At 56.4% G+C, this 13,277-nt stretch carries 9 protein-coding genes; 6 read left to right on the forward strand and 3 right to left on the reverse strand.

Annotated elements, in window-relative coordinates:
- Nucleotides 1-103 precede the first annotated feature (103 nt).
- Complete coding sequence (locus ACFO5Q_RS05865; protein WP_082720099.1) at nucleotides 104-1,681, forward strand: EAL domain-containing protein; 1,578 nt, start codon at nucleotides 104-106, stop codon at nucleotides 1,679-1,681.
- A gap of 3 nt (nucleotides 1,682-1,684) precedes the next feature.
- Here ACFO5Q_RS05865 and ACFO5Q_RS05870 read toward each other — a convergent pair whose 3' ends face one another.
- Complete coding sequence (locus ACFO5Q_RS05870) at nucleotides 1,685-2,311, reverse strand: TetR/AcrR family transcriptional regulator (RefSeq protein WP_068152834.1); 627 nt, start codon at nucleotides 2,309-2,311, stop codon at nucleotides 1,685-1,687.
- 298 nt (nucleotides 2,312-2,609) lie between these two features.
- Between ACFO5Q_RS05870 and ACFO5Q_RS05875 the strand changes: the two genes are divergently transcribed.
- From ACFO5Q_RS05875 to ACFO5Q_RS05885, 3 genes are all read left to right on the forward strand, one after another.
- Nucleotides 2,610-3,521: an alpha/beta hydrolase gene (locus tag ACFO5Q_RS05875; RefSeq protein WP_068152837.1), complete on the forward strand. Its 912-nt coding sequence runs from the start codon at nucleotides 2,610-2,612 to the stop codon at nucleotides 3,519-3,521.
- A gap of 3 nt (nucleotides 3,522-3,524) precedes the next feature.
- Complete coding sequence (locus ACFO5Q_RS05880) at nucleotides 3,525-4,355, forward strand: SDR family NAD(P)-dependent oxidoreductase (protein WP_068152840.1); 831 nt, start codon at nucleotides 3,525-3,527, stop codon at nucleotides 4,353-4,355.
- An 84-nt stretch (nucleotides 4,356-4,439) separates the two neighbouring features.
- Nucleotides 4,440-5,867 (forward strand): aldehyde dehydrogenase family protein, encoded by a 1,428-nt coding sequence (locus ACFO5Q_RS05885; RefSeq protein ID WP_068152842.1) that lies wholly within the window; start codon nucleotides 4,440-4,442, stop codon nucleotides 5,865-5,867.
- A 130-nt stretch (nucleotides 5,868-5,997) separates the two neighbouring features.
- Here the strand turns inward: ACFO5Q_RS05885 and ACFO5Q_RS05890 are convergent, their stop codons facing one another.
- Nucleotides 5,998-8,883, reverse strand: a complete 2,886-nt coding sequence (locus tag ACFO5Q_RS05890; RefSeq protein ID WP_068152846.1) for a TonB-dependent receptor domain-containing protein — start codon at nucleotides 8,881-8,883, stop codon at nucleotides 5,998-6,000.
- Nucleotides 8,884-9,261: 378 nt separating this feature from the next.
- On the reverse strand, nucleotides 9,262-9,849 hold the full coding sequence (locus ACFO5Q_RS05895; protein ID WP_068152849.1) for a thymidine kinase: 588 nt from the start codon (nucleotides 9,847-9,849) through the stop codon (nucleotides 9,262-9,264).
- 112 nt (nucleotides 9,850-9,961) lie between these two features.
- On the opposite strand from ACFO5Q_RS05895, the gene ACFO5Q_RS05900 reads away from it, so the two are divergent.
- Nucleotides 9,962-11,554, forward strand: coding sequence for an amidohydrolase family protein (locus ACFO5Q_RS05900; protein ID WP_068152851.1), 1,593 nt, complete (start codon nucleotides 9,962-9,964; stop codon nucleotides 11,552-11,554).
- Nucleotides 11,555-11,620: 66 nt separating this feature from the next.
- The gene (locus tag ACFO5Q_RS05905) at nucleotides 11,621-13,222 is read left to right on the forward strand and encodes a SulP family inorganic anion transporter (protein ID WP_068152856.1); all 1,602 of its coding nucleotides are present in this window, start codon (nucleotides 11,621-11,623) and stop codon (nucleotides 13,220-13,222) included.
- The last annotated feature ends 55 nt before the right edge of the window (nucleotides 13,223-13,277 follow it).

Here is a 13,277-nt window from a genome sequence, read left to right on the forward strand (position 1 = left end):
CAATTAAAAAGAATTTACGTTACGTTTTGCTAACGTATCTGTGCGATACAAGGGGTGGGGAAGTAACTGGCGTGACGTATGTCACGGGTATTAAAGACTTTTTATGAGCAAAGTACCGGGTAGATTTCTGGGTTACGCGTTTTGCGTAGGCGATTTGTTGCTTGAGCTGGATCTCGAGTTCAATATCCAAAGCGCAGACGGGGCGATTAAGAACACGCTGGGCGCTGTGGCCAGCGGTGGCAAGACCAATTTCCTGAACCTTCTGACTGAAAAAGGCCGCGGCATTATTGAAAGTGCAGCGAAAACCCTGACGGGCGCCAATCGGCTTGGGCCCTTCACCGTATCCATTGGCAAGGAAGACGGAAAGAAGGAAGACTATGCTGTCTTCATCGCCAAACTGCCCACCGCGAACGATCGCATCTATGCTGTCCTGTCCAAGCCTTATCGCATTGGTGCCGTAAAAGGCAAACAGGCACCCGAGAAAGTGGAAGACAAGAAACAGCAGTTCTTCGAGCGCCTTGAAGGCTTGTTCGAAGGCAACCCGGACGCCGCGGAAAATATGCTGGTGACCGTGCTGCAAGCTGGCGGTGGCCAGTCGATTGATCCGGAAAAACAGAAGGTGATTGAAGAATACCTGAAATCATTCTCTGTTGGCGGATCGCATGCAGCCATGCTGGCAGATGACAAGTTCGCGCTGGTTCATGACAAGACGGACAAGAAAACCCAGAAAGTGGATCTGGCAGCCCAGCTGCAGAAGGCCACGGGGGTGGAATTGTCTTCGGCGACCATTGATGCTTCAGAATCCAACCTGAGCGAAGAGGATAACCTGAAAGCGCTGGTGTTCAGCCTACAGAATTTCGCGCGGGACACAGGCAGCGGGGCGATTGCGGATATCAAGAAGAATTGCGCAACGCTGATCGGTGAAACCACAGAGCGGGTTAAAGCCTTCCGCAAGGTGCTGGAAGAGGGGGCCTTCTCGCTGGTGTTCCAGCCGATCGTGCATTTGAAGAAAAGCACGGTGCATCATTTTGAGGCGCTGACGCGGTTTGAGCTGCCGCCCATGATTAAAAGTCAGTGGGAAATGATCCGCTTCGCTGAGGATGTCGGATTGATTGACGATTTTGACTATGCCGTGGTCACGCGCGCTGTGCGCAAGATCCGGGAAATGCTGAAAAAGGGTGGTGCGCCAGGCATTGCTGTAAACCTGTCAGGCCGGTCGCTTTCAAACCCTGAATTCATGCTTGAACTGATCTCGCTCCTGCGCGGCAACAAGGACCTGAAGCAGTATCTTTCGCTGGAGATTACCGAGTCCGCTAAAATCCATGACCTGGATGCGCTTGGGGCTGCCGTTCAGGAAATGCGGACCATCGGCTTCAAGGTCTATCTGGACGACTTCGGCGCGGGTGCTGCGGGCTTCCAGTATCTGAAAAAGCTGAAGGTCGATGCGCTCAAGATCGACGGCGACTATATCAGGGACGCCATCAATAACAGTGAAGACCGCGCCTACCTTAGATCTATGGTTTCGCTCTGCCGGGATCTTGGGATCGTGACGGTGGGTGAATGGGTCGAAACCCAGGAATATGCGAAGCTGTTGACCGACATGGGTGTTGATTATGGCCAGGGCTATTTCTTCGGCAAACCCAGCCCCAATTTCCTCGTTGACCCCGTGAAGGCGGTTTAGCGCCTAGCGTTTTGGCGGTTCCAGGATCGCCTTGTTAGCATGGATCACCAGCTTTGTGATTTGCTTTGGCGTCAGTTCCATTTCGCGGATGCACCAGCGCTTGAGCGTCAGGATCGCCACATCATAGGCGATTTCCTGGCGCACGATGCGCGCTTCTTCTGGCAGGTCAGCCAGCAATTCATCATAATATTCATAAGCCTTGCCGAGGCCGATCAGTTCAAAGTCCTTGATGGCTTGCCTCAGGTCCCAGTCGGGCTGGGTGATGGCCTGGCACAAGAACAGGATATAGTGCTTGCCGCCGATTTCCTCTTCCGCGAGCTCCGCCAGCGGCAGGATCAGCACTTCCAACACCTCATCCAAGGTGGGCTTGCCTTTCCAGCTTTTCATCAGGTTCAGGCGCTTTTCGTCGATCTGGCGTGTACGCTCGCTGATGGTGGCCCGCATCAGGCCTTCCTTGGAGCCAAAATGATACTGCAGCGCAGACTGGTTGCGTTGCCCGGCTTCTTGGAGTATCTCTCTTGTCGAAACGGACGCGAGGCCCTTTTCCGCAATCAGCCGTTCAGCTGCGCTGATCAGCGCAGCCCTCGTGGCATCGGCGCGTTTTGCTTTACCGTCTTGCTGGCGGCTCACCCCTGTTCTCCCGCAGTTACCTTTCCCCAATCATTCTGATTAATGAAAACCATTAATATACGCAAGCGAATAATTTGAACGCTTGTTGGATTTAACGACTGTTCTGGTGGCCTGTCCACGGTGGGCAGCAACATACGGAAAGCTGTGAGCTGCATCTTGAGCACTCTCATGGACACAGGCTATTCCCCGAGCGGGTCCCGAAGTGTTTGACTGCATAATGAAGATCATTAATATGCTTGGCAAGAGGCTTGTTCAAAGCGCCATTGGGGGCTGACCGGGGCAGGCAAGGGGAGAGCATATGTCAATCAGAGCCTGGCTTGTACGCCGGAAAATACGGGCTGTATTCCGGCCCAGGGAACTCGCGAACGCGCCGCAGGAAGCGCGCCTCAAGCATTTTGAAGTGGCGCTGAAGGCCTCGGAAAGCAAGATGCCGGGGGCACCATCCGATGCTGTTGTTGAAACCGTGGATGAAGGCGTGGTCAAGGGTGAATGGATCAGCGTCCCGGGCGCACGGGAAGATCGAATCCTGATGTTCAATCATGGTGGCGGGTATGTCTGGGGCGGGCCAAAACAATATCGCGACCTGGGTGCGCGCCTGTCACGTGCCATGAAGGCGCGCGTGTTCCTGCTGGATTATCGGTTGTCACCCAAGCACAAGTGCCCGGCGGCCATCGATGACGCGCTGGCAGCTTATGACTGGATTTCGAAAAACAATCCGGGTGTACCCATCACGATGGCGGGGGATAGCGCTGGCGGCGGGCTGACGCTTGCGGCGACCCATGCCATTCGGGACAGCGATAGGACAAACCCAGTCGCGCTGGCGCTGATTTCGCCGTGGCTGGATGTGACCGGCTCGGGCGAAAGTGTCCAAGCCAACCGCGAAAAGGAAGTGATGCTGGAAGCTGACGGTATCAAAATCGCCGGGCAGGTCTATAGCGGGGAGCTTGGCCCAGAAGACCCGCGTCCATCGCCCTTGTTTGGCGATCAGGCAGGCCTGCCGCCCACGCTAGTGCAGGTGGGTTCGGAAGAAATCCTGCTGTCAGACAGCACGCGCTTCCATGAAAAGGCTATGGCGGCTGGTGTTTCAGTTCATCTGGACGTATGGCAGAAGATGCATCATGTCTGGCACATGCAGGCAGGGATTGTGCCCGAAGGCAAGCGCGCCATCGCTGATATGGCCGCCTTCTTCGAACATCATTGGGGGAATTAGATCATGGCCAAGCTTGAGACGGCATTTATCACTGGCGCCGCGTCCGGGATCGGGCTGGCGCTTGCGCGCGCCCTCGCTGCACGGGGTGCAACCCTTTATCTGACAGACGTGAATGAGACTGCTCTTGAGGAGGCAGCCGCTAGCCTGAAAGCCGCGCAGGTGAACGTATATTCCGCCAAGGTTGATGTGTCTGACCGGTGGGCGGTCGAGGCCGCAGTCGCGGACGCCGAAGCCAAAATGGGCGGCATCGACATTATCTTCAATAACGCTGGCGTATCCCTTTCCGATACTGTTGAAAAAATGACATATGCCGACCTTGAGTGGGTGATGAATATCAATTTCTACGGCGTTGTGCATGGCACCAAAGCGGTTTTGGACGGCATGCTGGAACGCGGGCGCGGGCATATCGTCAATATCTCAAGCCTGTTTGGGTTGGTGGGCATCCCCAGCCAGTCGGCCTATTGTGCCGCCAAGCACGCGGTGAAGGGCTTCAATGAAAGCCTTTTTTATGAACTTCAGGGCACCGGTGTACAGATACATTCCGTGCATCCCGGCGGGGTGGACACCAACATCGTGCGTTCGGGCAAGCACCTTCATAATATCGAAGGGGATATCGCCGAGGGTGAGACGCAGGAGCGGTTTCAGGAACTGGCGATCACCACGCCGGACCAGGCGGCGGCCATCATATTGGGCGGTGTAGACCGCGGCGAGTACCGCATTCTTGTTGGTAAGGATGCGCGCTGGGCCGACAGGCTGTCGCGCTGGATGCCGAACCGCTGGCGCAAGATGTTCATGAACAAGATGACAGACCGCAGCGGCAAAAGCCCATTTTAATATACCCCCATAGGGTTGTTTGACTTCGGCGCGTGCCCATCTATCCTTCAGATCAAACAAGAGTTCAGATGAGGGAGACGCGATATGCGCCAGCTTTACAAACATTATATCGGTGGACAGTGGGTAGAGCCCACGGAATTTGGGACACGGGACCTCATCAATCCGGCGACAGCGAAAAAGTCGGGTGAGATGATCCTCGGGAACGCCGCCGACGTGGACAAGGCTGTTGCCGCAGCGCGTGAAGCATTCGAGAGCTTCGCATTCTCCAGCCGTGAGGAGCGGCTGGAGCTCCTTAACGCCATCATCGCGGAATATAAGAAACGCATGGCCGACATGGCCGAAGTGATCACGCTTGAGATGGGCGCGCCCAAGACACTTGCGGAACGCGCGCATGCCCCAAGCGGCCTCGGCCATTTGATGACGGCGGCCAGGGTTCTGGAAAATTATGAATTTCACGAAGACCGTGGCCCAACCCGCATCGCCAAGGAACCCATTGGCGTGGTGGGCATGATCACGCCGTGGAACTGGCCGATCAACCAGATTACCTGCAAGGTGGCGCCTGCTATCGCTACCGGCTGCACTATGGTGCTGAAGCCAAGCGAAGTGGCGCCTTATAGCGCACAGCTGTTTACCGAAATCATGGACGCCGCAGGCGTACCGAAGGGTGTCTATAACCTTGTATACGGCGAAGGCCCAAGCGTGGGCGAAGCCATGTCGGCCCATCCGGGCATTGATATGATGTCGGTCACCGGTTCCACCCGCATGGGGGCGGCTGTGCAGGCGGCAAGTGCGCCCACCATCAAGCGGGTTGCGCAAGAACTGGGCGGCAAGTCCGCGAACATTATTCTGGACGATGCAAACCTTGAAGAGGTAGTGGCGCGCGAGACGCTTTCGGCCATGCGCAACACCGGCCAGACCTGCACGCTGCTGTCGCGCATGCTGGTACCGAAAGACCGCATGGATGAAGCGGCTGCAATTGCGCATCAGGCTGCGTCAAGCGTGGTTACGGGTGACCCCACCAAGGAAGAAACCACAATGGGCCCAATCGCCCACGGCCAGCAGTTCGAAAAGGTTGGCGTCATGATGCAGGAAGCGATTGATGAAGGTGCGCGCCTTGTAGTTGGCGGCCCTGGCCGCCCGGAAGGCTGTGAGGAAGGCTTCTTCGTCAAGCCAACCGTGTTCGCGGATGTGACACCTGACATGATGATCGCGCGCGAAGAAGTGTTCGGCCCTGTGCTTTCGATCATTGGGTACGACACGGAAGAAGACGCCATCCGTATTGCGAACGACAGCATCTATGGTCTTTCGGGCGCGGTTTATTCCGCCGATGTGGAGCGAGCCCGCAAAGTGGCAGCGCGGATGCGCACTGGCATGGTTTACATCAACGGTGCGGCCGGCGATATTTCGGCACCCTTTGGCGGGTACAAGCAATCTGGCAACGGGCGCGAGTGGGGTGATCATGCTTTTGCTGACTTCCTCGAGGTCAAATCGATCCTGGGCTACAACGCTTAAAAGGCAGGATGATGGACTGAGCCACACACCAAAGGGAACAGGGCTAGGTCTGACACACCGGCTTCAGTGAGACAATAAAGAAAGGCGCCACCCCGAAGGGTGACGCCTTTTTATTTGGCTTTTCCGGTTCCTAGAACTGGAAGGCTACACGGCCGTAGAAGAAGCGGCCTGGCAGCGCATGCACTGTACCGTCGAAGTTGTTCAGGTCACATGTTGTACACAGTGGTGGGTCCTGATCCAGGAGGTTCTGAACACCAAGCGTGATCGAAGTTTCACCTTCGAACCACTCTGGGCGGTAAGTAACCTGCAGGTCGGTGTAGAAGGTGCTGCCGAGCTCGTTACCGTCAGCGCCGTTCGTGCAGTACTGGGTGAAGCCGAAGCCGCCGATAGTACCGCCACAGCCTTCATCCACGCTGCCGAGGTAGCGGAACGTCGTGCCCACAGTCCACTGGTCTTTGGTCCAGTCAATGAACAGCGAAGACTTGAACTTGATGTAAGCCCGCTCTGGCGAGCCCAGCTCGGTGCCCGCGCGGTCAACGACATCAATGCCGCCAGACGCGTTCGGTACAGACTCTTCAAACTTGAACAGGTGGCTGTTCATCCATTTGAAGCGCAACTGACCCCAGTCTGCAGCTTCGGTTTCGGCGGTGATCGACCAGTCGAAGCCGTCGGTGTCGATGGCTGCAATGTTCGTCAGGATGCCATCGATCCGGGTCACGATACCAGTGGATGTCCGCTGAACATTGTTACAGAACACGTCAGCCAGCGTTTCAACGCAGCCCTGGAGAACGTCAGCCGCGTTTGGCGCCTGGATCACATTTTCCATGGAGATGTTGTAATAGTTGGCCTCAAACGTGATACCCGCAAGGCCCATGCTGTCAGCAAGCGCTGATGGGCTGTAGGTCACGCCGGCGGTCCAGGTTTCAGCCGTTTCAGGCGTCAGGTTCGGGTTGCCGCCAGTTGTTACGCTGATTTGCGCGTTAGGCTGCTGGTGGTCTGCAGGAACGCCAAGTGCGGCACAATTCGGGTGCTGCGTGCCGCCATTTGCAACAACGTCACATGGATCGGTAATCGAGCTGTCGAACCGTGAGCCGGTGTTGAACAATTCACCAATGTTTGGTGCGCGGAAACCTTCAGACCAGTTGGCGCGGACGGTCAGGTCGTCATTCACCTGCCATGCCGTGCCGATTTTGAACACCGTGTTGCTGCCGGAGGTGCTGTAATCGCTGGTGCGGAAAGCGCCGTTTAGGCTCAGGTTCTTGGCCATTGCCACGTCAGAAAGGAGCGGCACGTTGATCTCGCCGTAGAATTCTTTCACGTGGATTTCGCCTTCAGTCGGGCTTGCTGGTACACCAGCGGTTTCACCGCTTGAAACCACGCTGTCCGGAATGAAGCTGCCTTTTTCTTCGCGGTATTCCCAACCAAATGCCATACCCAGTGGGCCTGCAGGCAGGTCAACCACATCACCGCCGATGTTGGCGGAATAGTTGATCAGCTTCTGGCGGCTTTCGTCCTTCTGGACGAATGTCACATAGTCAAGCATGGCTTGTGTGATCGTGCCGCTGCCGTCGCCCTGACCGCCAAAGATGTTGAACGGCACACAGCCCGGAATGGCTGCGCATGCGTCCGGATCACCAAGGGCATCCTGCAGTTTGCGGGCGTTGAATGCACCGGTTTTCTGCTGGTTTGCCTGGCTTTGCGACCAGGTGGCGTTGATATCCCAGAACCAGGTCCGGTCACCGACATTCAGGTCACCGTCGAGCGTGGAGGACACATACCAAGTATCAACATTCTGGCGGAAGATACGCGGGCCAGCCTCAATCGGACGGCGGCCGCCAAAGACAAAGTTTGTTTCGTCAATATCAACACCGAACGGGTTGTATGGGTTATCTGCGGAGATAACCATATTGTCCATCCAGAAACCCGCGCCTGCGCCAGGGCCGAAGAACAGCGGTTCTGGCGCTGCCTGGCTGACGGACTGACGGTTGTTGTAGGCCGCCGTCGTGCGCAGGGTAATGGTGTCCGTAAGGTCGTATTCGGCTTTGGCGAAGATGTTCACACGCTCGTTCGGCGTGGACAGCTTGTTATAAGGCGAATAGTTGAAACGGTCCTGCAGGGTGAAGGCGTGATAGTCTGAGCCCGCACCGGTCGGATCGTTCGGGTCGAAGTTTGGAAGGCCGGTTACGCCGTCATTCAGGGTAATATCGCCCCAGTCGTTGGCAAACACGAGGCGCGCTTGCGGCGTGCCTGAAGATGCACCCAGGTTTTCAAACGGAATAGCATAGGCCGAAATGTCACGGTCTGCTGCTTCAACCGCACCCTGGTTGGTGTAGCTTACGTCGATAAGGACACGCCCGCGGTCATTCTGGGCCCCCCAGGAAACGTCATATTCCTGTGTCTTTCCGTCACCTTCATCATAAAGGCCGTAATATGCCGAGCCCTTGATACCTTCATAGTCGTCGCGTGTCTTGATGTTGACAACGCCGGCGATGGCATCTGAACCGTAAATGGTGGATGCACCGTCTTGCAGCACTTCGATCGACTTGATGATGCCTGCAGGAATGGTGTTCAGGTCAACTGCGCCCGAAACACCCGAGGCAGAGGAGCCGCGAACCCAGCGCTTGCCATCAACAAGCACAAGAACGCGCTTGGATGTCAGGTAGCGAAGGTCAATCTGGCTGGCGCCGGCGCCGATGCCGGAACCGTCTGGCGGGAAGCCAAGGTTACCCGACGAGTTGTTGGTGCGGTTGATGGCCGAACCAGCAATCGGCAGGCGCTGCAGGAAATCTGCAACGGAAACCTGACCGGATGCATCCATATCCGCAGCGGACAGGATCTGAACCGGGTTTTGTGCCTCAAGCGGGTTCTGGCGAATGCGCGAACCAGTTACCACGACTTCTTCAAATTCGTCGACTGTCGTGTCTTGGGCGATGGTTGGTGTAGAAAAAGTTACAGCGACGGCAGCGCAGCCGGCAAGCAGCTGGAGCTTTCGCATAGGGGCAATTGACTGTTTCATTGCCTTATCTCCCTTATTTGTTCCTCTCAAAGGCCGGGGCGGCAACGTACGCAGGCCTGATTAAGGCCTGAAGATATGTGTATCCTCCCCGGTATAGGGCCGATTTTTTTTGTGATTTCGACCCCACAGCAGCAGTAAAACCGATGGTGGTGCTGCTGGGTAACGAAAAGTCGTAAATAAGGTTAATTTTGAAAACTATATTACAGTTGTGTGACTGAAAAGCCGCAGCCTTATTGATATATTAGTCAGTAATGTATGCCAATTACACTTTGTTAGCTTTCGAATCCTGTATTTTACAATATTTTGGAACAAAAGTTTAACTGCAGATGCAAAAAATATGGCAGGAATGCTGCGTTATTGCTGCAACTATGGGTTATGTCAAAGTTGCGGGCCGCGCAGTTTTTCGTGAAAATGCTTGCGGCATAGCGCGATATAGCGGTCGTTGCCGCCAATCTCGATCGAAGCGCCTTCCTTCACGGCATTGCCTTTTGCGTCCACCCGCATGTTCATGGTGGCTTTCGCGCCGCACTTGCAAATGGTCTTGAGTTCATGAAGCTCGTCCGCGATGGCCAGCAGCCATTGGCTGCCTTCAAAAAGATTGGCCTGAAAATCGGTGCGAATACCGTAGCAAAGCACAGGGATGCCCAGGCGGTCGGCGACGCTCGCCAGTTGGAACACCTGGTCCTTTGTCAGGAACTGGGCTTCGTCCACCAAAATACAGTGGAGTGGGGTTTCATTCAGCTGGTTTGTAATCTTGACAAATAGGTCAAGATTTGTGTCGAATATGTGAGCTTCAGCTTCCAGGCCGATGCGCGAGGCAATGACACATTCGCCGAAACGGTTATCGATGGCGGCGGTGAACAGCATGGTGTTCATGCCGCGTTCCCGGTAGTTGAAGCTGCTTTGCAAAAGGGTTGTGGATTTGCCTGCGTTCATCGCGGAATAGTAAAAATACAGCTTGGCCATGGCCTGACTACCTTGTCACTGGGTGCCTATGTTCATTGATCCCTGATTGGGATAAAGTTTTGGCGAGCCTATTGAGTAGTTCGACTTTGGGCAAGCTTTTGGGGAGGAAAAAATGCGTGATGGAAAAAAATCCCTGACCGGGCAGGTGGTTCGCTTTTTGAAGGGCAGCCTTTTGGCCAGCATGCTTTTGGCGGTGGCCACACCCGCGACTGCGCAGGGTGATGACCAGCGCGCCCTGAAGGCCCGCATGGCGGGCACGGCGCTTTCATGGGCAGCTGAAAACGGCAGGCTCAGGCAATTCATGGAAGAGTTCCCCAAAGGGGGTGACATTCACACCCACTTGCGCGGCGCCATTTATGCCGAAAGCTGGATCGAATGGGCGGCCGCTGACGGCCTGTGCGCCGACATGAGCGTGCCGGCCCTGAAGCACAAGGCGAAGGAAAGCTGCGCGGCCTCCGGCTGGTTGACCGCGGCAGAGGCGCAGGCGAATGAGGAGCACCGCCGCGCGCTTATCAATTCGCTTTCGAACCGGTCCTATGTGCCCACGCTCAACTGGTCCGGCCATAATGATTTCTTTGCGACATTCGCGCGCATCAATGTTTCGCCTAAGCGATTGGGGGACCAACTGGCGAATGTGGCCTCCCGCGCCGGGCGGCAGAATATCCAGTATCTGGAACTGATGGAAACCATCATCCTGCCCGAATTGTTTCCGCTCCTCTCGGGCGTGCAGCTTTCAGGCGATCTGGCGGCTGATTACCAGATGCTGATGTCAGGCCCGTTCGGGCAGGCGATGCCCACACTGGTGGCGTCTGCGCGCACCCAGATTTCAGCGGCCATGGCACGCAAGGACCAGCTGCTTCGGTGCGGCACGGACCGGGCGGATGTGGGGTGCGATGTGAAGATCCGCTTCCTGCATCAGGTGATCCGCGAGTTTGAACCGGCCATGGTATATGGCCAATTCATTCTGGGCTGGGCGCTGATGAAGGACGAGCCCAAGGTTCTGGGCATGAACCTTGTGGCGCCAGAGGACGGCCATGTGGCGCTGAGGGACTACCGCTTGCACATGCGCATGATCGACCATCTTTATAACAATCTGGGCCCACGCAATGTGTCGCTGCATGCGGGCGAACTGACGATGGGCCTCGTGCGTCCTAAGCAATTGACCTTCCATATCCGGGAGGCGATTGAGGTTGGGCATGCCAAACGTATCGGCCACGGCATCGCCATCGCGCATGAGCGCGACTCCGAGGGCCTTCTGGAGAAGATGGCCGATGAGGGCATCATGGTTGAGATCAACCTGACCTCCAACGACACGATCCTGGGTGTGAAGGGCAAAGACCATCCACTGGTTATGTACCGTGACATGCAGGTGCCTTATGCGCTTTCGACCGATGATGAAGGCGTTTCGCGCATCGACCTGACACACGAGTATATGCGACTTTATACGGAGCACCGCGTGCCTTATTTCGAGCTGCGGCACAGCGCGCGCAATTCGCTAACATACAGCTTCCTGCCGGGCGGAAGCCTGTGGGAATCTGAGGCATGTAAAAAAGATGTGGAAACGGGGGCTGAAGCCGGGGCAGAATGCGCTGCGTTTCTAAAGACAAGTGAAAAAGCGCAGCTGCAGTGGGAACTGGAGGAACGGCTTCGCGTTTTTGAGGACGAGCGGCGAATCCCTGAGCGGAAGCGGACTTCGTTCAAATAAGCCCCGGGAAGGGGAAATGTCCGAAAGGGCGGCAGTAAGTAATTTAGAAGGGAAGTGTGGGGGGCTATGGCTGAAACCAACAAGATGCTGGCCGGTGTTGCGGCGCCGTCGTCGCAACTGGCGGCAGATACGAACGCGGGTGTGGCGTTTTTCCTTGATGTTGTGGTGAATATGTTCGTGCTGGCAGGCGTGCTGATGGGCGCGTTTGGCTATCCGGCGGAATATATGTTCGGCAAGATCATCCCGGGTGCCATTACGGGCATATTGGTGGGTAACCTGGCCTTCTTCTGGCTGACGAAAAAGACACGTGAGGCTACGGGTAACGAAGGGCTTACCAGTATTCCGCTGGGGCTCGACCTGCCGTCGGTGTTCGGCATGTGTTTCTTTATCATCGGCCCGACGTACGCGGCCAATGTGGACACCATGGGCGTGGATGCCGCCGCTGACAAGGCGTGGGTTCTGGGCATGGCCTGCACCTTCTGGATGGCGGCCATCAAATTCTGCCTGTCCTTCTTTGGCCGCGCGATGCAGCACCAGTTGCCGCAGATGGCACTTGTGGGCGCCATGGCCGGTATTGCTACCGTCTGGCTGGGCGCGGAAGCGCTCCTGGGCGTGTTTGCCCTGCCGGAAGTGGGTATCGTCTCGCTTGTGATCATGGGCTTCTCCCTGATCGCAGGTCACCGGCTGCCATTCAATATGCCTGGCGCTATTCTGGCCATCGTGGCAGCCACGGTGCTTTATTATATCCTGGCGTTTGGCGGCGCAGGCGACGGCTATGTGGTCAAGGAGATGCCTGACCTTGTGCCAGCGCTTCCAGTGCCGACATTTGGCGGCGCCATGGCGATCTTTGGAGATGCGACCAATTACCTGGGGATTATCTTCCCCTTCGCGCTTTTGATTGCTGCGAGTGCTGTGAACGTAACCGCAGGTGCGCGCATCACAGGCGATGAGTTTGACGCGGGCAAGGTGGTGCGCCTGGACGCCGCCGCCACGGCCATTAGTGCGCTCTTTGGCGGTGTGGTGCAAACCACGCCATACTTCGGCCACGCCACCTACAAGCGGATGGGCGCGCGTACGGGCTATGCCCTGGGCGCGGCGGGTGTGATCACCGTTGGCGGTTTCCTGGGCGTGATCGCGCTGGCGTCACAGATGATCCCGGAAGCGGTCCTGAAACCGATCCTTGTTGTCGTGGCGTGTGATATCCTCCGCCTGGCTTTTTCTGGTGGCGACGTTCGGCACGCGCCCGCGCTTCTGTTCGCCACGGTTCCTGCGATCCTGAATTACGCCCACACGAAGGTGTCTGACCTTTATGGCAGGGTGGCCACTACGGCGGGTGACGCCATCAGTTCCGATTGGATGCAGGGCTATCTGCTTCTTGGGGCCATGGCGCGCGGCTATATCCTGACAAGCCTGATCTGGGGCGCGCTGATTGTCTGGATTATCGACCGCAAGATGGTGCGGGCCGCCATGGCGGCGCTTGCTGCGGCCATCTTCACAGAATTCGGTGTGATCCATTCGGTAATGCCAACATCTGAGATGTATCTGCCTTGGGCCATCCCTGAAATGGGCGGCCTTGAGGTCTTGCCTCACCGCCTGGCTGTCGGTTATGTGGTGGCAGCAATCATGTTGTATCTGGCAGGCTTCATCAAAAATAAGCCTGCCTCCTGAAAAGAAATCTTGACCGCAAGGTCAGGATTTGGCTTTAAGGGCGGGACTATTTTAA

It is taken from the genome of Kordiimonas lipolytica (assembly GCF_042651265.1).
Lineage (GTDB): Bacteria > Pseudomonadota > Alphaproteobacteria > Sphingomonadales > Kordiimonadaceae > Kordiimonas > Kordiimonas lipolytica.